The sequence below is a fragment of the Enterobacter sp. E12 genome (genome assembly GCF_014596715.2).
Taxonomy (GTDB): Bacteria; Pseudomonadota; Gammaproteobacteria; order Enterobacterales; family Enterobacteriaceae; genus Enterobacter; species Enterobacter bugandensis.
In genome coordinates this window covers 2,106,946-2,128,072 of record NZ_CP115601.1, presented here as the reverse complement: position 1 = coordinate 2,128,072, position 21,127 = coordinate 2,106,946, and the positions used below count along the sequence as shown (strand labels likewise).

The window sequence follows — 21,127 nt, the reverse complement described above, 5'->3', positions numbered from 1 at the left end:
AAGGGTAACTGACATGAGTAACCAGGAATTTCATCAGCGCAGACTTTCTGCCACCCCGCGCGGCGTAGGCGTAATGTGTAATTTCTTTGCCCGCACGGCGGAGAATGCCACCCTCACCGACGTGGAAGGCAACGACTATATTGATTTCGCCGCCGGGATCGCGGTGCTGAATACCGGCCATCGTCATCCTGAACTGGTGGCCGCAGTGGAAAAACAGCTTCACCAGTTCACCCACACGGCCTACCAGATTGTGCCGTATGAAAGCTATGTTTCATTAGCCGAGAAACTTAACGAGCTGGCCCCGGTCCAGAGCCCGGCCAAAACGGCGTTCTTCACCACGGGCGCGGAAGCGGTGGAAAACGCCATTAAAATCGCCCGGGCCCACACCGGCAGACCGGGCGTGATTGCCTTCGGCGGAGGCTTCCACGGCCGAACCTATATGACCATGGCCTTAACCGGCAAGGTCGCGCCTTATAAGCTGGGATTTGGCCCCTTCCCGGGGTCGGTTTATCACGTGCCGTATCCCTCCGAGCTGCACGGCATCACGACGCAGGATGCCATCACGGCGATAGAACGCCTGTTCAAAGCGGATATTGAGGCGAAACAGGTGGCGGCGATTATTTTTGAACCCATTCAGGGTGAAGGCGGATTCAACGTCGCCCCGCCAGAGCTGGTGGCCGCCATCCGCCGAATCTGTGATGAGCACGGGATCGTGATGATTGCCGACGAAGTGCAGAGCGGCTTCGCCCGTACGGGTAAACTGTTTGCCATGGAACACTACGCGGACAAGCCCGACCTGATGACGATGGCGAAAAGCCTGGCAGGCGGAATGCCGCTGTCTGGCGTGGTGGGTCGCGCCGAAATCATGGACGCGCCGGCTCCCGGCGGTCTGGGGGGGACCTATGCAGGCAACCCGCTTGCGGTGGCCGCCGCGCACGCGGTGCTGAAGATTATCGACAACGAGTCACTGTGCGCCCGCGCCTGCCATCTGGGGGATCGACTGAAAGCCACGCTGGAGGAGATTCAGGGCACCTTCCCTGCGCTCGTGGCGATAAGGGGGAGAGGATCGATGATTGCGGCGGAGTTTTTTGATCCCGAGAGCCGTGAGCCTTCGGCCGCCATCGCGCAGGCGATACAGCAAAAGGCGCTCGCCCAGGGCCTGCTGTTATTGATCTGCGGCCAGTACGGCAACGTGATCCGCTTCCTTTATCCGCTGACCATTCCGGATGCTCAGTTCAACCAGGCGCTGGCGATCCTGCAACAGGTTATGCGCGATAAGTCCTGAGTGCCCACCGAAAACCGTCTCCCGGCATTCCGGAGACGGTTTCAACGGAGGAGATCGGCATAGATTTCCTCCGTGTGGGAAATGTTGGGGAATTTGGTCTGTTTCATTGTATGCTCCCTGAAACACATCCCTGGCAAGAGGAAATAAGAATTGCAAAAAACATCCGCCTATCAGTCACTTGTGAAAACCTTCCAGCGCCTCTCTCGCTTCTCGCATCTCTCCTCCATCGCCAGCTGGGACATGTTCACCATGATGCCGCCAGGCGGCAGCGCCGCGCGCGGTGAAGCGCTGGCAGAGATGAGCGTCCTGCAACATCAGATCCTGACCGATAAAAAAGTCGGCGACCTGTTAGCGGCCGCAGCAGGGGAAGATCTGAATGACGTCGAACAGGCCAACCTGCGCGAAATGATGCGCCACTATCAGCAGGCGACCCTGCTGCCGGAATCGCTGGTGGAAGCCAAATCTCTCGCGGGCAGCAGGTGCGAGCACGCCTGGCGTACGCAGCGCCCCGCCAACGACTGGCAGGGCTTTTCCGCCAACCTGAAAGAAGTGGTGAAACTCAGCCGTGAAGAAGCCCGCCTGCGCGCAGAAGCCAAAGGCTGTACGCCGTACGACGCGCTGCTGGATATTTTTGAACCGGACATGACCAGCGCGCGCCTGGACGTGCTGTTTGGTGATATGAAAACCTGGCTGCCGGACCTGCTGGCAAGCGCGGTGGAGAAACAGGCTCAGCGGTCGTTCGTTCCGCCGCAGGGCCCATTCCCGACGGCAACCCAGCGCGAACTGGGTCTGGAAGCCATGAAGATGCTCGGCTTCGATTTTAACGGCGGTCGCCTCGACGTAAGTGCGCACCCGTTCTGCGGCGGCGTACCGGAAGACGTGCGCATTACCACGCGCTATGATGAAGACGAGCTGCTCAGCGCGCTGTTTGGCGTGATCCACGAAACCGGACACGCGCGCTACGAACAAAACCTGCCGCGCGCGTGGGCAGGCCAGCCTATTGCCCTGGCCCGCTCAACCGCGATCCATGAATCCCAGAGCCTGTTCTTTGAGATGCAGTTGGGACGCAGCGAAGCCTTCCTTAAGCACCTCCTCCCTGCCGTTCACGCCCGCTTTGGCAGCCAGGCGGCGTTCAGCGAAGAGAACTTTATCGCCTGGAACCAGCGCGTGAAGCCAGGCTATATCCGCGTCGATGCCGACGAAGTGAGCTACCCGGCACACGTGGTGCTGCGCTATGAGATTGAGCGCGCGCTGATCAACGGCGAGATCGAGGTGGACGATATCCCCGCCCTGTGGGATGAGAAAATGCAGGCCTGGCTCGGGTTGTCTACCAAAGACAACTACCGCAACGGCTGCATGCAGGATATCCACTGGACCGACGGCGGGTTTGGTTACTTTCCGTCGTACACGCTGGGCGCGATGTATGCCGCGCAGCTGTTCCATGCTGCAAAGACCGCGCTTCCGGGACTGGCGTCCTCTATCGCTGAAGGGGATTTTTCCGCCCTCTTTGAGTGGCTGCGTCAGAACATCTGGCAGCACGGTAGCCGCTTTAGCACGTCGCAGTTAATCACCCAGGCGACGGGGGAAGATCTGAATATCCGCTACTTCCGCGAACACCTGACCTCACGCTACCTGTAATGATAAGGCCGGGGTTCTTCCCCGGCCTTGTACATATGGTTACACGCGGATACCAATCACTCACGGAAACCCCGAATTTACAGGGATATAGTTATTTCAACGGCCCCGCAGTGGGGTTAAATGAAAAACCAAATTCGAGGGTATGAACATGAAAAAAGTATTAGCTCTGGTTGTTGCCGCTGCTATGGGTCTGTCTTCTGCTGCGTTTGCTGCTGAAACCACTGCTGCACCAGCTGCTGCGGCGCCTGCTGCAACGACCACCGCGGCGCCAGCAAAAACCGTGCATCACAAGAAACACCACAAAGCCGCTAAACCGGCTGCAGAGCAAAAAGCGCAGGCAGCTAAAAAGCACCACAAAAAAGCCGCTAAACCAGCCGTAGAGCAGAAGGCCCAGGCTGCGAAAAAGCACCACAAGAAAGCCGCTAAACCAGCCGTAGAGCAGAAAGCCCAGGCTGCGAAAAAGCATCACAAAAAAGCAGTAAAACACGAAGCTGCTAAACCAGCTGCACAGCCAGCTGCGTAAGCGTACAAGCTTAACCGTGCCCTGCGGGGCACGTTGGTAAACCGGCGCTGAACCGGAAAAGGTTCTGCGCCGTTTTTTTTATCCGGAGGGCGTATGCTGCGACGCTATCGGTTTGAGCTGATTCTTATCCTGCTTATTTTATGCGCGCTCATCGCCAGCCGCTTTTATCTTTCCTGACTGTAGCACGCTGATTTTACTCCCACTTTAGCGCCGTCCCGTCTATAGTATTTTCATAGGGTTCACTTTTAATAATCATAATTACCCCCACCAGAGTGTGATATGCGTAAATCTGTTGTGTTGTTGCTGGGAACGTTTGGCCTTTTTTCTGGATTTTCACAGGCGGATGATGGCGGTGATAACGCCATTAGCGCGAAAGAGCTAAAGACGCTTTTTTTCGGTCATGACGATCGTACTCGCGTCACCGATCCTACCCAGGCTCCCTGGGACGCTATAGGCCAACTGGAAACCGCCAGCGGCAACCTGTGTACCGCGACGTTAATCACCCCGCAATTAGCGCTGACGGCAGGCCACTGCCTGTTGACGCCACCCAACGGTAAGCCAGACAAAGCGGTTGTCTTACGATTTGTGTCGCAAAAAGGGATCTGGCGCTATGAAATCCACGGCATTGAAGGCCGGGTTGATGCTTCTCTTGGGAAGCGTCTTAAACCGGATGGCGACGGCTGGATTGTGCCGCCCGCGGCAGCCTCGTGGGATTTTGGCCTGATTATTTTGCGCTACCCGCCTTCGGGCATTACGCCGCTGCCGTTATTTGACGGCGATAAAGCGGCGCTCACCGCCGCGCTGAAAGCCGCCGACCGCAAGGTAACGCAGTCAGGCTACCCGGTCGATCATCTCGATGCGCTTTACACCCACACGGACTGTATCGTGACGGGCTGGGCGCAGACCAGCGTGCTTTCCCATCAGTGCGATACGTTGCCTGGCGACAGCGGTTCACCGCTGATGCTGAAAACCGATAACGGCTGGCAGTTGATTGGGGTTCAAAGCTCCGCCCCGGCGGCGAAAGACCGCTGGCGAGCCGATAACCGGGCCTTATCCGTCACCGGTTTTCGCGATAAGCTGGAAGCGCTGGCTAAGGAGTAAGCCAGCGCGGCTGTCTGTGAATCAGCGTTACCGATTGATCAGGCGAGTTTTATCATGATCATGCCCGCGAGCAGCAAGATCAGCCCTATCCAGCCTTTATTATTTAAACGCTGCCCGAAAAGCACCCACCCTGCGGCCAGGGTGGCGGCGATACCAAAACCGCCCCACAGCGCATAGGCCACAGACAGATCGATACCTTTGACCGCCTGAGACAGGGCGCTAAATGCCCCCAGCACTGCGGCAATCGACATCAGGCCATAAACCTTACGGCGAAAACCGTCAGAGAATTTCAGCAGAACGTTCGCCAGAATTTCCAGCACGATGGCGAAGCCCAGCCAGGCCGCATGAACCCATTCAAACTGTTGCATGGTTCTGCTCCTTCTGCTGTTTTGTCGGTTTACGGGTACCTGATTTAATCAGCACGATACCCGCGACCAGCGTCGTTAACCCGGCGACCTTCATTGTTGTTAATGTTTCGTCGAATATCAGAACGCTGAACAGCGTAATCAATAAAATACCGATCCCTTCCCACAGCGCATAGGCCACACCCAGCGCAATTTTCTTCACCGCAAATGAGAGGAAAATATAGGAAAGGGATATCATCACCAGCATTAAAATAAAACCGGTATTGCCCTCGCTGACGCTTGCCCATTTCATTGACAGCGTGCCGGTAATTTCAGCGAGGATAGCCAGGGCTAATAAGATCCAGTAAAACATGTTTTTCTCCTGCTTGAGAATATAATCCATCGTGGCCCGCCGCATGCAGCAAACCAAAAAAATATGAAATTAAATCAGATAGCTAAGCGCGTAGCGCCAGCTCAGGCAGAAGAGGTGACTATAGTGCGGTACGCCAGTGTTGCTCACCAGCAATCAGGCAGAAGGAGGTAGAAAATAGAGCAGCGTTATTTGAAGAATAGGTCCTGAACAAATTGTCCATAAAATTACAATTATCCGCGTTGTTGCTTCTCGTCTTTGCGGATGAAAATTGTCCTCGGTAGTTGAACACGCCAAATTTGTACCATAACTGAAGATTTTACTCAAAGTCTTTTCAATTCTTTACCCATCCCGTTTGATTTTGGTTAGTTTATTGCAGGACGTTTACCCTCTATTATAAATAAAAAGCGTTTTTTGGAGTCACCATGGCTAAACCCATTATTACCCTCAACGGGTTAAAAATTGTCATCATGCTGGGCATGCTGGTGATCATACTCACGGGCGTTCGTTTTGCCGCCGACATCATTGTGCCCTTTATTCTGGCCCTGTTTGTTGCGGTGATCCTTAACCCACTGGTCCGGCGCATGACGCGGCTGCGCATCCCGCGCGTGCTGGCAATTACCCTGCTAATTAGCGTCATTATTTTCGCCATGGTGTTACTGGTTGCGTATCTGGGTACCTCGTTGAACGAACTGGCGCGAACGCTGCCGAAATACCGTTCCTCGCTGGCGATACCGCTGCTGCAGCTTGAGCCCTGGCTTCAGCGCGCGGGAATAGAAGTTTCGGTTGAGGAGCTTCTTAAATATATCGACCCTAATGCGGCCATGACCATCGTCACAGGCCTGCTGACGCAGCTTTCCAATGCCATGACCTCGATTTTCCTGCTGTTTTTAACGGTGGTGTTCATGCTGCTGGAGGTGCCACAGCTGCCCGCAAAGTTACAGCAAATCATGGTTCGTCCGGTTGAAGGAATGGGCGCTATTCAGCGCGCGCTGGACAGCGTTTCACGCTATCTGGTACTGAAAACCGTCATCAGCCTGGTCACCGGGGTGGTGGTCTGGGGAATGCTGGTGGCGCTGGACGTCCGCTTTGCGTTCGTCTGGGGGTTACTGGCATTTGCGCTCAATTACATTCCTAACATCGGCTCCGTGCTGGCGGCAATCCCCCCTATTCTTCAGGTGCTGGTGTTCAGCGGATTTTATGATGCGCTGATTCTGCTGGCCGGCTATCTGGCGATTAACCTGGTATTCGGGAATATTCTTGAACCACGAATGATGGGGCGTGGGCTGGGGCTTTCGACGCTGGTCGTCTTTTTGTCCCTGATTTTCTGGGGCTGGCTGCTCGGTCCCGTAGGCATGCTGCTCTCCGTTCCGCTGACCATCATCGTGAAGATTGGTCTGGAACAGACGGCGGGCGGGCAAAGCATCGCCGTGCTGCTGAGCGATATGAGCCATCAATAGCCGTCATTCCGCCATCGACATGAGGGGCTTGCTTGCCCTTCCTCCTTCACGGTAAGCCCTGAGCGCCCTCTGCCAGTCCGTCAGAGGGTAGACCGTTCCGGGGCTGTACGCACTGGCGCGCATCCGGGGCCAGATTTGATCGAACTCCGCGCGCCACGCCTCTGCGCTGAGCCCATCCAGATAGTTACGAATATGGAACCACGCCACGCGCGGCAGGGGCCGCTGCTGGCGGAAGGTCTGCCCGGAGAGCAGCCCGTAGCAGACAAATATGCCCTGCTCCGGCAGCACGCTCAGGATCGCTTCCGCCAGCGCCCCGCCGGTTGCATCGTAAACGACGTCGGCACGCGCGGCAACGGAGAGGATCCGCTGCATGTCATGCTGTGCGACAGGAACGATCCCCATCGCCGCCAGCCGTTCAGCGTGAACGGGCGAACGATGAATACCGTACACCGCCTCTGCCCCCGCCAGACGCGCCCACTGCCCGAGCAGAATAGCGCAATCCGAACCGGCGGCCGTGAGCAGCACCCGCTTTCCCCGCGGTGGATAGTGGCTCAACATCATCTGCGCCGCCAGCGGGTTGATATAGGCCCGCGCGGCCAGGCGTGAATCGACATCATCCGGCACGGGGATCGCATACTCTGCCGGGCAATCCGCATAGCGCTGCCAGGTGCCCTGCCCGCGCAGCGGCAGAACGCGTTTACCCGGCAGATGCGCAAAAGACGCGGGCGCCTGAATGACAACGCCGACGCCTTCATACCCCGCGACGGCGGGCAGCGGGGTTCTGTGGCGGTAAGCGCCGGTAATGGGAATGAGATCGGACGCGTTCACCGGCGCATACAGCATTTGCACGCGGAGGTGTCCCGGCGCAAGCGCGCCCGGTGGCGCAGTTTCAGGTTGCAGAACAGATTCTGGTTCGCCAAAACGGCGATACCAGAGGGCCAGATTTTCCATTACGATCTCACGGCTGACGGCGGAATACTTAATCGCGCCAGCCCATTGCCGGTGCGACATGTTTGAGAATGGACTCAATCACGTGCGCATTGTAATCCACACCGAGCTGGTTCGGTACGGTCAGTAATAACGTATCAGCCTCGGCAATCGCCTCGTCCTTCTTCAGCTGTTCAATCAGCCTGTCAGGCTCCGCGGCATAGCTGCGCCCGAAGATCGCGCGCGTTTTTTCATCAAGATACCCCACGCTATCACTGTCGTTGCGGCTGGCACCGAAGTACATCCGGTCGCGGTCGTCCATCAGGGCAAAAATACTGCGGCTGACCGAGACGCGCGGCTCGCGCGCATGCCCTGCCTCTTTCCAGGCCTGACGATAGGCGCGGATCTGTTTTGCCTGCTGAATATGGAACGGCTCACCGGTTTCATCGTCTTTCAGGGTTGAGCTTTGCAGGTTCATGCCGAGCTTAGCGGCCCATACCGCCGTCGCATTTGAACCGGCGCCCCACCAGATGCGCTCCCGCAGCCCTTCAGAATACGGTTCCAGGCGCAGCAGCCCAGGCGGATTGGGGAACATCGGCTGTGGATTCGGCTTTGCAAACCCTTCGCCGCGCAGCACCTCAAGCAGCACCTCGGTATGACGGCGCGCCATGTCCGATTCGTTTTCCCCTTCCTGCGGGACATAGCCGAAATGACGCCAGCCATCAATGACCTGCTCCGGAGAGCCGCGGCTGATGCCAAGCTGCAAACGGCCGCCGGAGATCAGATCTGCCGCGCCCGCATCCTCGGCCATATACATCGGGTTTTCATAGCGCATATCAATCACGCCCGTACCGATTTCGATGGTTTTCGTTTTGGCGCCTATTGCCGCCAGCAGAGGGAACGGCGAGCTAAGCTGACGGGCGAAGTGGTGCACGCGGAAATAGGCGCCGTCCGCGCCCAGCTCTTCAGCGGCCACGGCCAGGTCGATGGACTGCAGCAGCGTGTCTGCCGCCGAGCGCGTGCCGGACTGCGGAGAAGGCGTCCAGTGACCAAACGATAAAAACCCGATCTTTTTCATAACCCTGTGTCCTGATAATGCGTTGCGTTCTGTCCACTTTACGCATTACCCGGTAAGAATAAATGCCGTTTATTTAACGGAAAGCATCAAATAAATTGACGGAATAGAGGGGTTCGTCATTCCGCTCCATAATGGATATAATATCCCCCACTTTTTTATGGCAGGTAAAACCGGCAATGGCTCTGATCCCTAAAAACTACGCGCGACTGGAAAGCGGCTATCGCGAGAAAGCATTAAAAATCTATCCCTGGGTCTGCGGACGCTGCTCGCGGGAGTTCGTCTATTCCAACCTGCGTGAATTGACGGTTCACCATATCGATCACGACCATACTAACAACCCGGAAGATGGCAGCAACTGGGAGCTGTTGTGCCTGTTTTGTCACGATCACGAGCATTCGAAATACACCGAAGCGGATCAGTACGGCACCACCGTGGTCGCCGGTGAAGACGCGCAAAAAGACGTGGGTGTCGCCACGTTTAACCCGTTTGCCGATTTAAAAGCGATGATGGATAAGAAGAAGTAATCTTTCACCGACTGTACCTGCGGGATTGGCGGCTCAGGGGCGCACGCCCGGTTGGTGCGCCATGCCATGAACCGGCCGCTTTCACACCAGACTCTCCAGCCATTCGGTAAATACCCGCACCTTGCGGGAGAGATGACGGTGTGGGTAGAGCAGTGACAGCTTTCGGTCCGGCGAGCGATAGTCCGGCAGGACTTCAACCAGAAGACCGCGGTCAAGGTAAGGCTGGAGAAAAAGATTCATCCCCTGCATTAACCCCAGCCCGGCAAGGCCTGCCGCGATGTAGGCCTCGGAGTTATCCACGACAAGCTTACCGGGCAGGGTAATCTCCGCGATGCCTTCCGGCGTGGTAAACGTCCACGGATGAATTTGTCTGCTGCTGTTATTAATCCAGTTGATGGCCTGATGCTGGCGTAAATCCTCCAGCGTTTCTGGCGTACCATTTTTTGCCAGCCAGGCCGGGCTGGCGCAGGTCGTGATTTTGATGTTCCCAATTTTACGCGCGATATACTCGCCGTCCTCCAGCTCCCCCACCCGCAGCACGCAGTCCAGGCCATCGCGCAGCATATCCCGACGGCGATCCGAGCTGCTCAGAATAATGTCGATCTCAGGATGCTGACGATAAAAATCGGGCAGATTGGGGATGACTCGCAGCGTGGCAAAAGAGACAGGCATATCCACACGCAGCTGACCGTGTATTGCCCGGTCCGTACCAAACGACTCCAGTAATTCGTCCGCCTGCGCCAGCAGGGGTTTACTCCGGCGATAAAACGCTTCCCCATCCGGCGTCAGGCTAATCCGACGCGTTGTGCGCTGCAGTAGCCGCGTGCCGCTGTGTTGCTCCAGAAACTGTAATGCTTTGGTGACTGCCGGGCGATGGATCTGCAGATTCTCCGCCGCCTGGGTAAGGCTGCCTGACTCGACAATTTCAATAAAAATTCGAATAGATTCAAAAAGGTTTATTTGCATATGGGATGTCTTGCCGCGAGCGGGAGAAAATGATTGTTATTGATTTTATAACAGTGATGAATTTTTCTGGCTATTTTTCCTAACAATCTTACTCTCTACACTCTCCCTCATTCAAACGTAAGGGAGAGTCTGCTATGAAAAATAACCGTATCTGTCAGATCCTGGGGATCGAAAAGCCTGTTATTCAGGGACCGTTATCCTGGCTTACTGATGCCCGTTTAGTGGCCGCGGTCAGCAATGCCGGAGGACTCGGCGTGCTGGGCCCCAACGCCGGTTTAACCGCCGATACCGCGGTCTCCACGCCGGAAGAGACCGCCAAAAAAATGCGGGAAGAAATTCGTAAAACCAAACGGCTGACCGAAAAACCGTTTGGCGTGAACCTGATCCCCACAGCCGTTAATGACGTCTGGACTGGGCCTATTCTTCAGGTGGTGAAAGAGGAAGGCGTCAGGGCCGTGGTGTATACGGGCTATGGGGAAGGCAGCATTATTCCGGCGCTCTTCAGCGAGCTAAAAGAGGCGGGTATCGCCATTATCTACCGCGACATCAATCCCACCCCGGAAAACACCCGCCTCGCAGAAGACCTGGGCGCAGACATTATCGTCGCCACCGGTTTTGACGAGGGCGGAACGTTACCCGCCACGGTGCTTGGCACCTTTTCCATCGTGCCGCTGATTGCCGATGCCGTGAAGCACATCCCGGTGATGGCCGCGGGCGGCATTACCGACCGTCGCACCGCCAGAGCGGCGCATGCATTGGGTGCGGAAGGCGTGTTTGCCGGTTCGGTGTTTATCAGTACCGAAGAAAGCCGCGTGCCGCAGGGGGTCAAAGAGAAAATTGTTGCCGCCAACGGCCTGGACCTGCTGCTTTTTCGCACTGTCCCCCACTACTATCGTTCTCTCCCCGGCAAGCTGGCGGAAAAACTGGCGGCGATGGATAAAGCTGGCGCAAGCAATGAAGCGCTGGGCAAGGCGATGGGAGGATTGCGGGGCCTGCGCCTGGGCATGCTGGAAAATAACACCGATGAAGGTTATATCGCGCTCGGCACGGGGATTGGGAATATCCGCAGCGTGAGAAGCGTGGCTGAGGTTGTCGATGCGTTAACGGTTGAGTAAGCCCTTAACCCTGATGCTATGGACGCTGCACAGGAGCGGCGTCCGTAAACCGTCTTCGGCTCTTTGTCACACATAGCCGCCTTTTACCTCGCCACCGGTAAATCCGCGTACCGCGTCGTATAGGCCGGTGACAGCATCTCGCGCTTCATCGCCCAGGCTTTCTCAATCCCCTGCCCGGCAAACCATATTTTCCCTTTGCCGGAATAATTTAAGCTATCGATGGTTTCCATCAGCGCCACGCTGTTGGCGCTCGGGCGGTTATCGTCAAACAAATTCAGCTGGGCAACGCCGCTGCTGAAAAAGTCTGCCAGCATCACCCCCGCTTTCATATAGCGATATCCGTCAAGCCAGATACGACCCAGCGCCTCAGTGGCGGCACGAATGATATCGCGCGAATCATTGGTGGGCGTCATCAGGGTGACGGAAGCCTGGTTGCCGTAATAAATTTCGTTGTCCGCGTGTGGGCTGGTGCGCACAAACACGCTGATAAAGCGGCAATACTGATGCTCGCCACGCAGTTTTTCCGCAGCACGTTCTGCATAGGCGCAAATGGCCTGATGCATCTCCTCGTACTGCGTAATACGGTGTCCAAACGAACGACTACAGATAATTTGCTGCTTCGTGGGAGTAAACTCCTCCAGATCGAGGCAGGGCTCACCTCGAAGCTCGCGCGCCGTGCGCTCCATTACCACGTTAAAATGTTTGCGGATGACCCAGGATGACGCTTCCGCCAGCTCCAGCGCCGTGGTTATCCCCATCGCGTTAAGCTTTTTCGTGATGCGTCGTCCTACGCCCCACACCTCCTCCACCGGAACCTTTGCCAGCAGCTTACGCTGCCGTCCACGATCCGAGAGATCGACCACGCCACCGGTGGCTGACCACCGCTTCGCCGCATAGTTGGCCAGCTTCGCCAGCGTTTTAGTCGGCGCAATCCCGACGCCCACACTTAAGCCTGTGTTTTTAAAGACCTGCGTACGCATCTGATGACCGAATGCTTCCAGCGAGATGCAGTTGCTGACACCCGAAACGTTCACAAATGCTTCATCGATGGAGTAGATCTCAATGGCCGGCGCGAGATCGGTCAGCGTCTGCATCACCCGGCTGCTGAGATCGGCATACAGCGCATAGTTGGAGCTAAAGACGTAAACCCGCGACGGATACCCCTTTTCTTTGAATTTAAAATAGGGCTCCCCCATTTTTATGCCGAACTGCTTTGCCTCCCGCGACAGCGAAATAATACAGCCGTCGTTATTGGACACCACCACGATGGGCTTACCCACCAGATCGGGGCGAAACACCCTCTCGCAGGAGGCATAGAAGCTATTCACATCAACCAGCGCGAACATGTTTATGCGTTTTGAGCGTATGAGTGACGACACCGAAGATTTGCAGCTCCTCTTCGGACTGAAAGGCGATCGGCTGATAGCGGGCATTACGTGGCAGCAACCGCAGAACCGGGCGGGTCTGTAGCTCTTTCACCGTAAATTCGCCGCCGACCGACGCCACAACAATGTCCCCGTGCTCGGCATTTAACGAGCGGTCTACCACCAGCAGATCGCCGTCGCTAATCCCTGCGCCGATCATGGAGTCCCCGCTCACTTTGATAAAGTAGGTCGCACTGGGGTGCCTGACCGCCAGCCGGTTAAGATCGAGACGATCCTCCACATAATCCTGCGCAGGGCTTGGAAAGCCACAGGCAACACGCTCAAGATATAAAGGTAATTCAATAAGTTGCTTTGGATGATAAGAAAAGAGAGTGTCCATAAATGCCTTTCCCGCCAGATACTGTATATAAACACAGTATTACGGATTACGGCACAGGATCAAGGTCATTTCCGACAAAGACCGCAAACGCGTTGAAGTTTGAGCGGATTTAATTTAGCAACCTCTCCTGCTGGCGATCGCAGACGGGCCAACCAAAAGTCATAAAAAAGTCACCAACCAACACTTTAAAATCACTTCATGTGAAAAAAGATCATTAAATCACTATAGAAACACTATTAATTGACTTAAACATCAGAATAACGCATATTTTAGGGCACGAATTATCAAGATTTTTGGAGAACGTTTTCTATGCCAGCCCGTGACTATCCCGACAAGCGAGTTGCCCGCGGTTCAGCAAAGGAGGCCGATCTCAGGATGTTGAGCGCCCGCATTGAGCCTGACCTGATGGAATACATCAGAATCACCGCCTTTGAGACGCGAAAAAGCAAGCAGGAAATTGTGGCAGAAGCGTTAGCGCTTCACAGACAGAAAAGTCAATGCGGAGTCTGAGCAGGCAAAGCCTGGAAGTGTCCTTCCGGCTTTGCCCATGCTGTGATTAACCCATCAGCGCATTCAGTTTTTCAAGTGCTTCAGGCGGCAATTGCACCTCTCCCGCCGCGAGGTTTTGCCGCAGATGCGCCACGGATGACGTGCCGGGGATCAGCAGAATGTTCGGCGACCGTTGCAGTAGCCATGCCAGCGCAACCTGCATCGCCGTTGCGCCCAGGGAATCCGCGACGGCCTGCAGGCCGGTGGACTGCAGTGGCGTGAAGCCTCCCAACGGGAAGAACGGCACATACGCAATCCCCTGCCGCGCCAGTAAATCTACCAGCGCATCGTCGCCGCGGTTCACAATGTTGTACATGTTCTGCACGCAGACGACCTGCACCATCTTCCGCGCTTCCGCCACCTGCGTGGCCGTGACGTTGCTCAGGCCAATGTGGCGTACCAGCCCCTGCTGCTGTAATTCTGCGAGGGTGGAAAGCGGTTCAGCAATCGATCCTTCTGCCGGGCCGTGTGCGCTAAACATGATCCGCAGGTTCACCACGTCCAGCACATCCAGCTGCAGGTTGCGCAGGTTGTCATGCACCGCCTGGGTCAGCTCCTGCGCGGAAAAGGCCGGCAGCCAGGCCCCTTTGTCATCGCGACGGGCACCGATCTTGGTGACGAGGGTGAGATCGTCCCGGTAAGGATGAAGCGCCTCGCGGATCAGCTGGTTCGTCACATGCGGGCCGTAAAAATCGCTGGTATCGATATGATTCACACCCGCCGCCACGGCTTCGCGCAGCACGTCCAGCGCGGCCTGTTTATCCTTCGGCGGGCCAAATACGCCCGGCCCGGCAAGCTGCATTGCCCCGTAGCCTAGTCGTTTCACCGTTCGCGTTCCGAGCGCGTACGTCCCGCTTTTATCAATGCTGCTCATGTTAACCTTCCTCATAAAATGATCCGGATTTACAACAGGTTCCTGACCGAAGCCCTAAGTTAAGCGCGAGTTAAATTAAAGTTTAAATTCTATACGACGATAGTATGGGTGTACCTCTGCATCTTTTCTAACGGACGACCGCTATGCTGAAAAATCTGCACGTGATTACCGGAATTATCTTTGCCCTCACCATATTCTGTCTGCTGCAAGTTGTCACGGGAGGGTTGTTCTACTCTGCCGTCAGCAACGATCGCCATAACTTCCAGAACTCCGGCGTGCTGAATGCCCAGCAGGAAAGCCTGAGCGACAGCGTGAACACGCTGGTGAAAACGCGCGTTACCGTCACTCGCGTGGCAATCCGCTACCTGAAGAACCAGCGCGACCCGGCATCCCTTGCCGCGATTAACAAACTGCTCGGCACCGCAGGCGACTCGCTGGCTAAAGCTGAAGCCTATAACAAAGAATGGCAGAAAATGCCGCAGGTTAACGGCCAGAATGCGGCGTTAACCGACGAGATGCAGAAGTCATGGAATCAGATGTACGAGGTGATGCGTTTGTCGATTGAGTATCTGCGTGCCGACAACTACCAGGCCTATGGCGATCTGGACGCTCAGCAGGCCCAGGACGACATGGAAGCGGTCTATAACCGCTGGCGCGCCGAGAACAACACGCTGCTGAAGGCGGCAACCGAAGAGAACCAAAGCAGCTTCACGCAGATGCAGTGGACGCTGGCAGCCATTTTCCTGGCCGTTATCGCCGTGCTGGTGGTGATCTGGCAGGGTTTACAGCACCTGCTGTTAAAACCGCTCAACGCCATCATGAACCATATTCGCGCCATTGCGGGAGGCGATCTGACGCAGGATATCACCCTCTCTGGCCGCAATGAGATGGGCCAACTGGCGGCTGGCCTGCACGAGATGCAGCAGTCGCTGGTGACGACCGTCAGCGCCGTACGCGGCAGCACCGACTCCATCTACACCGGCGCGGGTGAAATTGCCGCAGGGAGCAACGATCTCTCCGCCCGCACCGAAGAGCAGGCCTCCTCGCTCGAAGAGACTGCCGCCAGCATGGAAGAGTTGACCGCAACGGTTAAACAGAACTCCGATAACGCCCGTCAGGCGACGCTGCTGGCGAAGAATGCCTCTGAAACAGCGGCTCGCGGCGGCCACGTCGTGGATAACGTGGTGCGCACCATGAACGAAATTGCCGACAGTTCGCAGCAAATCGCCCACATTACCGGCGTGATTGACAGCATTGCGTTCCAGACCAACATTCTGGCGCTTAACGCCGCGGTGGAAGCCGCACGCGCAGGTGAGCAAGGCCGCGGGTTTGCGGTTGTCGCCGGTGAAGTTCGTACGCTGGCCAGCCGCAGCGCGCAGGCGGCGAAAGAGATCAAAGGGCTTATTGAGAACTCCGTCAGCCGGGTGAATACCGGTTCTGAGCAGGTCAGCGAAGCGGGCGCCACCATGAAGGAGATTGTCGCCGCCGTCACCCGCGTCACCGATATCATGGGCGAGATTTCGTCCGCATCGGATGAGCAGAGCCGCGGAATTGAGCAGGTGAGCCTGGCCGTGTCGCAGATGGACAGCGTGACGCAGCAAAACGCCGCGCTGGTGCAGCAGTCCGCCACGGCGGCAGCGGCGCTGGAAGATCAGTCCGAACAGCTGCGTCAGGCCGTGGCCGCGTTTCGTCTGAACGGTAAAGCAAACGCCACCGCCCCGCGCCCGGCCAACGTTAAAACACCGCAGCTGCTGCGTCCGGCAACGGCTAACGCCACCCCCGACAGTAACTGGGAAACCTTCTAAGCCTCAGGCGGGCGAAGATATCGCCCGCTAACGGCTGCGCTTGGCGTGCCGTTCCCAGTTCTCCTGCTTCGCGTCGTCGGATTTTCGCAGGGAAACATAGCAAGCACCGCTGCCGCCGTGATGCGGCAGCGCCACGCAGAACGCCTGCACTTCCTCGAACTCGGTTAACCAGCGTGCCAGATAGCTACGCACCACATTAGGATGCGAATTATGCTCGCGCCCTTTCCCGTGGATGATGATGAGGTTACGTAATCCGTCACGACTGGCCTGGCGAATAAAGGAATACAGCATCTGGCGGCAGCGTTCAGCGGGCTGACGCAACAGATTTAAGCTGGCCTGTCGGGAGTATTTACCCGAACGCAGCTTATCAATAACGCCCTGCTGGACGCCTTCGCGCTGGAACGCCAGCGGCTCGTCAAGCGGCAATAGCTCAAGGAAACCCAGGGTCAGAAAGTTGTCGAGCTGTTCGGTATCGATGTCCTGGCGAGCCCGGGTATTACGGCTTTGCTGCCAGTGGATATCGGTGCAGCGTTTCAGGGGCTGGACATCCTCCATGGCGTCAAGAAAAAGGGATTTGTCGTCAGGGTTCATGGAAATCCTCCGGCTACATCTGGGCTTGTACTATACCTGCGCCAGACAGGTGTCTCAATAACCCTTAGAAGATGAGGCACGAGATAAATATTAACCCGATGAATATATATAGTCATTATAAAATGCACTTAAACCTGACTTAACTAAAACCCCAGCAACGGTAAAATAGGTGATTTGCGTTAAATTTTTGTAAAATCAGTCATTCACCTTCCTTTCATTTTTCGGGAAAGGTGTTATAACTAAATTTACCTGCCTCATGGATATAATACCCAGGACTTGCGAAAGGACGCACTGCTGTGTGTACTATAGGGTCTGTCTGATGTCGGGCAGACTCTGTTTTTTTATTATGCGACATTCACCCTGAAACTATTTTCCTCGCCTCCCTTCTGAATTGCGTAATTAATGATTCGGCAAGCGGAGTTTGACGAGAATCCCGGCGCTGAATTAAATAATATGCGGCTTTTGGAAGCGACTCGGCAACCGGCAGAATGACCAGACGGTGCGCCAGCAGCGGGTCACAGCCTAACTCCTGCGGAAGGATACTTAAAAAATCACTTTGCGCAACAAGGCTAATGCAGGAAGAAAAGGTTTCGCACACTACGCCAATCCGCGGTATTTGCGAGCGGTGGCTAAATAGATCTTCTAATTGCTTATAATAACTTCCCCGCGGCGTTGGCATTGTCCAGTTATAATGCAGCAGATCGTTAATGGATGTTGCCCCTGTCGCCGGATGCCCTTCCCGGCAAAATACCGCAAATGGTTTTTCGAATAGTTTTTCAAACGTAAACTCATGGTCGTAAGGCCCCTGATAATAGGTGTTGATGGTGAAGTCCAGTTCGCCCTGGCGTAATTCATTGATCATCGACACCAGCTGCCCTTCCATAATTCGCACTTTAACCTGCGGGTGCTGGGCGTGAAAACGGGTGATGACGGCGGGCATCAGGCTGCGTGACACGCTGGCCCCCATCCCGATATTGATCTGCCCGGCCAGATCCCCCTGCCGCTGGCGAATGTCATCCTGCGCCGCACGCAGCTCTTCCAGAATCAGCCTGGCGCGCTGGTAAAACCCTTCCCCGCACTCGGTCAGCGCAACGCCTTTACTCCGGCGAACAAAAAGCTGCGCCGCCATGCCCTCCTCCAGCTCTTTGATGGATTTGGTCAGCGCCGGCTGCGAGAGATTCAGCGTCCGGCTGGCACCGCGAATGCTGCCCTGACGCGCCACTTCAACAAACGCCCGGATTTGATGGAATTTAATCTGAAATGACATAGCCCAACCGATAACCGTTGTTTATCAGAGTAAAGAAACTGTCATCTACTTTAATGGAAAGGGATGTGCGAGGGTAATTCCTGAACGGTTAAAACTGTGAAAAAACGGTTAGTGATAAGTAAAAACTATCACAGCGTGAAGCAGTTCACATTTTTTAATGATGACAGGAACAGATATGGACACACTGGCGCAGTACATCCAGACATTAGCCCCCCAGCTGATCGCATGGCGTCGCGATTTTCACCATTTTGCGGAATCCGGCTGGGTAGAGTTCCGTACCGCCGCAAAGGTTGCGGAAATCCTTGACTCCCTGGGCTACGAACTGGCGATGGGTCGCGACGTGATCGATGCCGAAAGCCGTATGGGGCTGCCCGATGACGCTACCCTTTCGCGAGAGTTTGCCCGTGCGCGGTCACAGGGCGCGCCTGAGAAATGGCTGGCACCGTTTGAAGGCGGATTTACCGGCATTGTGGCGACCCTGAATACCGGACGACCGGGCCCGACGCTGGCGTTTCGCGTCGACATGGATGCCCTTGATTTAAGCGAAGCGTTCGACGACAGTCATCGCCCGTTCCGCGACGGTTTTGCCTCCTGCAACGCGGGAATGATGCACGCCTGCGCGCACGACGGCCACACCACCATTGGCCTGGGGCTGGCAAAGGTGCTTAAGCAGAACGAAGCGCGGCTCAACGGTACCGTCAAGCTGATCTTCCAGCCTGCCGAGGAAGGCACCCGCGGCGCGCGCGCCATGGTCGCCGCCGGGGCGCTGGACGGCGTGGACTATTTTACCGCCATCCATATTGGTACCGGCGTCCCCGCCGGAACGGCGATCTGCGGCAGCGATAACTTTATGGCAACCACCAAGTTCGACGTGAACTTTACCGGCGTTGCCGCACACGCGGGCGGCAAACCGGAGGATGGACGTAACGCCCTGCTTGCCGCCGCGCAGGCCGCCCTCGCCCTGCACAGCATCGCCCCGCACAGCGAAGGCGCTTCCCGCGTCAACGTCGGCGTGATGCAGGCGGGTAGCGGCCGCAACGTGGTGCCCGCAAATGCACTGATTAAGGTTGAAACCCGCGGCGAAAGCGAAGCAATAAACCAGTATGTCTTTGAACGCGCGCAGGCTGTCATTACCGGCGCGGCCGCGCTCTATGGCGTGAGCGCGGAGATGCGCCTGATGGGGGCCGCCACCTCCAGCGCACCGACGCCGGCCTGGGTTGATTACCTGCGTGAACAGGCGAGCCAGGTATCGGGAATTGTGCACGCAATCGATAAGGTGAAAGCGCCAGCAGGCTCTGAAGACGCCACGCTGATGATGGCCCGCGTGCAGCAGAACGGCGGCATGGCGTCGTATATGGTGTTCGGCACGGATTTGAGCGCCGGACATCACAACGAAAAATTCGACTTCGATGAGCAGGTCATGGCTGTCGCCATTGAAACGCTGGCGCGAACTGCGCTCAATTTCCCGTGGACGCGAGGTGTGTAATGCAGGAGAACTACGCTTTTATTGCCGATGCCATCGACACGCGATGTCAGACGCTAACCGATATTGCCGACGCAATTTGGGATCATCCCGAAACCCGCTTTGAAGAGTTCTGGTCCTCCAGACGGCTCGCTGACGAGCTGGAAGCCGAGGGCTTTACGCTGACCCGCGAGGCTGGCGGTATCCCAAACGCGTTTATCGCCAGCTTCGGCAGCGGGAAACCGGTTATCGCTCTGCTGGGCGAGTACGACGCACTGGCCGGGCTAAGCCAGCAGGCGCACTGCGCGACGGCTCAATCCGCCACGCCGGGGGCGAACGGCCACGGCTGCGGGCATAACCTGCTGGGCACCGCGGCGCTTGCGGGCGCGGTGGCGGTAAAAAGCTGGCTGGAGCAGCACGGCGGCAGCGGAACGGTGCGTTTTTACGGCTGTCCCGGTGAGGAAGGCGGCTCCGGGAAAACCTTTATGGTACGTGAAGGTCTGTTTGATGACGTTGATGCCGCCGTCACCTGGCACCCGGAGGCCTTTGCCGGGATGTTTAACGTCAGCACGCTCGCCAACATTCAGGCGGCCTGGCGTTTTCACGGCGTGGCGGCGCATGCGGCCAACTCGCCCCATTTAGGGCGCAGCGCGCTGGACGCCGTGACGCTGATGACCACCGGCACCAACTTCCTTAACGAGCACATCATAGAGAAAGCGCGCGTCCATTACGCCATCACCGACACCGGCGGGATTTCGCCCAACGTGGTGCAGGCGCAGGCTGAAGTGCTGTACCTGATCCGCGCCCCGGAGATGGCCGACGCGCAGCAGATCTATGAGCGCATCGAAAAAATCGCCCAGGGCGCGGCGCTGATGACCGAAACCACCGTGGAATGCCGCTTTGATAAGGCCTGCTCCAGCTACCTGCCGAACCGCACGCTTGAGGCTGCGATGTACCGCGCGTTGCAGCACTACGGCACGCCAGAGTGGACCGATGAAGAGCGCGACTTTGCCCGCGAAATCCGCGCCACGCTGACGCCCAACGATTTGCAGAACAGCCTGAAAAACATTGCCGCCACGGGGGGAGAAACAGGCAAAGCCTTTGCCCGCCGCCATCAGGAGACGCTGCTGGTGGATGAAGTCGCGCCCTATGCCATCACCGATAACGTGCTGGCGGGTTCAACGGACGTGGGTGACGTCAGTTGGAAAATGCCGGTCGCCCAGTGCTTCAGCCCCTGCTTTACCGTCGGCACGCCGCTGCACACCTGGCAACTGGTGGCGCAAGGACGAACCTCCATCGCCCATAAAGGCATGCTGCTGGCCGGGAAAGTGATGGGCGCAACCGCACTCAATCTGCTGCAGGATGCAGACCTGCTGAAAACATGCCGTGAAGAGTTCGAACAACAAATAGAAGAAAAACCGTACGCGTGTCCGATCCCACCTGGCGTGACACCGTCACCTTTAAAATAAAAAAACACAACAACA

22 protein-coding genes are annotated in these 21,127 nt (G+C 56.6%); 12 read left to right on the top strand and 10 right to left on the bottom strand.

Annotated elements, in window-relative coordinates:
* Window positions 1–13: 13 nt before the first annotated feature.
* From puuE to IB212_RS10150, 5 genes are all read left to right on the top strand, one after another.
* Window positions 14–1,285: a 4-aminobutyrate transaminase gene (gene puuE, locus IB212_RS10170; RefSeq protein ID WP_041910252.1), complete on the top strand. Its 1,272-nt coding sequence runs from the start codon at window positions 14–16 to the stop codon at window positions 1,283–1,285.
* Window positions 1,286–1,435: 150 nt separating this feature from the next.
* Window positions 1,436–2,923: a carboxypeptidase M32 gene (locus IB212_RS10165; RefSeq protein WP_041910255.1), complete on the top strand. Its 1,488-nt coding sequence runs from the start codon at window positions 1,436–1,438 to the stop codon at window positions 2,921–2,923.
* 148 nt (window positions 2,924–3,071) lie between these two features.
* Window positions 3,072–3,446, top strand: a complete 375-nt coding sequence (gene asr / locus IB212_RS10160) for an acid resistance repetitive basic protein Asr (RefSeq protein ID WP_032642591.1) — start codon at window positions 3,072–3,074, stop codon at window positions 3,444–3,446.
* 93 nt (window positions 3,447–3,539) lie between these two features.
* Window positions 3,540–3,623, top strand: a complete 84-nt coding sequence (locus IB212_RS10155; protein WP_023617729.1) for a hypothetical protein — start codon at window positions 3,540–3,542, stop codon at window positions 3,621–3,623.
* A gap of 102 nt (window positions 3,624–3,725) precedes the next feature.
* Window positions 3,726–4,547 (top strand): serine protease, encoded by an 822-nt coding sequence (locus IB212_RS10150; RefSeq protein ID WP_028012967.1) that lies wholly within the window; start codon window positions 3,726–3,728, stop codon window positions 4,545–4,547.
* A gap of 38 nt (window positions 4,548–4,585) precedes the next feature.
* Here the strand turns inward: IB212_RS10150 and mdtI are convergent, their stop codons facing one another.
* Together mdtI and mdtJ are read right to left on the bottom strand one after the other, a co-directional pair.
* A complete protein-coding gene (mdtI, locus tag IB212_RS10145) occupies window positions 4,586–4,915 on the bottom strand; it encodes a multidrug/spermidine efflux SMR transporter subunit MdtI (protein WP_028012966.1) in 330 nt (109 codons plus the stop codon).
* Window positions 4,902–5,264, bottom strand: coding sequence for a multidrug/spermidine efflux SMR transporter subunit MdtJ (gene mdtJ, locus IB212_RS10140; protein WP_028012965.1), 363 nt, complete (start codon window positions 5,262–5,264; stop codon window positions 4,902–4,904). Before mdtJ ends, mdtI begins: the two co-directional genes overlap by 14 nt.
* Window positions 5,265–5,686: 422 nt before the next feature.
* On the opposite strand from mdtJ, the gene IB212_RS10135 reads away from it, so the two are divergent.
* Window positions 5,687–6,721: an AI-2E family transporter gene (locus IB212_RS10135; RefSeq protein WP_041910260.1), complete on the top strand. Its 1,035-nt coding sequence runs from the start codon at window positions 5,687–5,689 to the stop codon at window positions 6,719–6,721.
* Between the two features lie 3 nt (window positions 6,722–6,724).
* Here IB212_RS10135 and IB212_RS10130 read toward each other — a convergent pair whose 3' ends face one another.
* Together IB212_RS10130 and IB212_RS10125 are read right to left on the bottom strand one after the other, a co-directional pair.
* A complete protein-coding gene (locus IB212_RS10130; RefSeq protein ID WP_041912018.1) occupies window positions 6,725–7,672 on the bottom strand; it encodes a zinc-dependent alcohol dehydrogenase family protein in 948 nt (315 codons plus the stop codon).
* 28 nt (window positions 7,673–7,700) lie between these two features.
* Window positions 7,701–8,726, bottom strand: a complete 1,026-nt coding sequence (locus IB212_RS10125; protein ID WP_041910262.1) for an LLM class flavin-dependent oxidoreductase — start codon at window positions 8,724–8,726, stop codon at window positions 7,701–7,703.
* 176 nt (window positions 8,727–8,902) lie between these two features.
* Between IB212_RS10125 and yajD the strand changes: the two genes are divergently transcribed.
* Window positions 8,903–9,250 (top strand): HNH nuclease YajD, encoded by a 348-nt coding sequence (gene yajD / locus IB212_RS10120; protein ID WP_003857471.1) that lies wholly within the window; start codon window positions 8,903–8,905, stop codon window positions 9,248–9,250.
* Between the two features lie 81 nt (window positions 9,251–9,331).
* Here the strand turns inward: yajD and IB212_RS10115 are convergent, their stop codons facing one another.
* Window positions 9,332–10,216, bottom strand: coding sequence for a LysR family transcriptional regulator (locus IB212_RS10115; protein WP_041910264.1), 885 nt, complete (start codon window positions 10,214–10,216; stop codon window positions 9,332–9,334).
* Between the two features lie 134 nt (window positions 10,217–10,350).
* On the opposite strand from IB212_RS10115, the gene IB212_RS10110 reads away from it, so the two are divergent.
* Window positions 10,351–11,331: a nitronate monooxygenase family protein gene (locus tag IB212_RS10110; protein WP_041910266.1), complete on the top strand. Its 981-nt coding sequence runs from the start codon at window positions 10,351–10,353 to the stop codon at window positions 11,329–11,331.
* Between the two features lie 83 nt (window positions 11,332–11,414).
* Here the strand turns inward: IB212_RS10110 and umuC are convergent, their stop codons facing one another.
* Window positions 11,415–12,677, bottom strand: coding sequence for a translesion error-prone DNA polymerase V subunit UmuC (gene umuC, locus IB212_RS10105; RefSeq protein ID WP_188245654.1), 1,263 nt, complete (start codon window positions 12,675–12,677; stop codon window positions 11,415–11,417).
* Window positions 12,661–13,095, bottom strand: a complete 435-nt coding sequence (umuD, locus tag IB212_RS10100; protein ID WP_028012955.1) for a translesion error-prone DNA polymerase V autoproteolytic subunit — start codon at window positions 13,093–13,095, stop codon at window positions 12,661–12,663. The genes umuC and umuD overlap by 17 nt, the downstream gene beginning before the upstream one ends.
* Before the next feature lie 309 nt (window positions 13,096–13,404).
* Between umuD and IB212_RS10095 the strand changes: the two genes are divergently transcribed.
* Complete coding sequence (locus IB212_RS10095) at window positions 13,405–13,605, top strand: hypothetical protein (RefSeq protein WP_041910272.1); 201 nt, start codon at window positions 13,405–13,407, stop codon at window positions 13,603–13,605.
* A gap of 46 nt (window positions 13,606–13,651) precedes the next feature.
* Here the strand turns inward: IB212_RS10095 and IB212_RS10090 are convergent, their stop codons facing one another.
* Window positions 13,652–14,518 carry an aldo/keto reductase family oxidoreductase gene (locus IB212_RS10090; protein WP_188245655.1) on the bottom strand — a complete coding sequence of 289 codons (867 nt, stop codon included), beginning with the start codon at window positions 14,516–14,518 and terminating at the stop codon, window positions 13,652–13,654.
* 143 nt (window positions 14,519–14,661) lie between these two features.
* Here IB212_RS10090 and tcp point away from each other — a divergent pair, with 143 nt between their 5' ends.
* Window positions 14,662–16,323, top strand: a complete 1,662-nt coding sequence (tcp, locus tag IB212_RS10085; protein WP_188245656.1) for a methyl-accepting chemotaxis citrate transducer — start codon at window positions 14,662–14,664, stop codon at window positions 16,321–16,323.
* 27 nt (window positions 16,324–16,350) lie between these two features.
* Here tcp and smrA read toward each other — a convergent pair whose 3' ends face one another.
* On the bottom strand, window positions 16,351–16,914 hold the full coding sequence (gene smrA / locus IB212_RS10080; RefSeq protein ID WP_041910275.1) for a DNA endonuclease SmrA: 564 nt from the start codon (window positions 16,912–16,914) through the stop codon (window positions 16,351–16,353).
* A 355-nt stretch (window positions 16,915–17,269) separates the two neighbouring features.
* Window positions 17,270–18,181: a LysR family transcriptional regulator gene (locus IB212_RS10075; protein ID WP_028012950.1), complete on the bottom strand. Its 912-nt coding sequence runs from the start codon at window positions 18,179–18,181 to the stop codon at window positions 17,270–17,272.
* A 175-nt stretch (window positions 18,182–18,356) separates the two neighbouring features.
* Here IB212_RS10075 and IB212_RS10070 point away from each other — a divergent pair, with 175 nt between their 5' ends.
* Together IB212_RS10070 and IB212_RS10065 are read left to right on the top strand one after the other, a co-directional pair.
* On the top strand, window positions 18,357–19,667 hold the full coding sequence (locus IB212_RS10070) for a M20 family metallo-hydrolase (protein WP_041910278.1): 1,311 nt from the start codon (window positions 18,357–18,359) through the stop codon (window positions 19,665–19,667).
* Entirely contained in the window at window positions 19,667–21,112 is a 1,446-nt protein-coding gene (locus IB212_RS10065; RefSeq protein WP_041910279.1) for a M20 family metallopeptidase, read from the top strand. Before IB212_RS10070 ends, IB212_RS10065 begins: the two co-directional genes overlap by 1 nt.
* Window positions 21,113–21,127 lie beyond the last annotated feature (15 nt).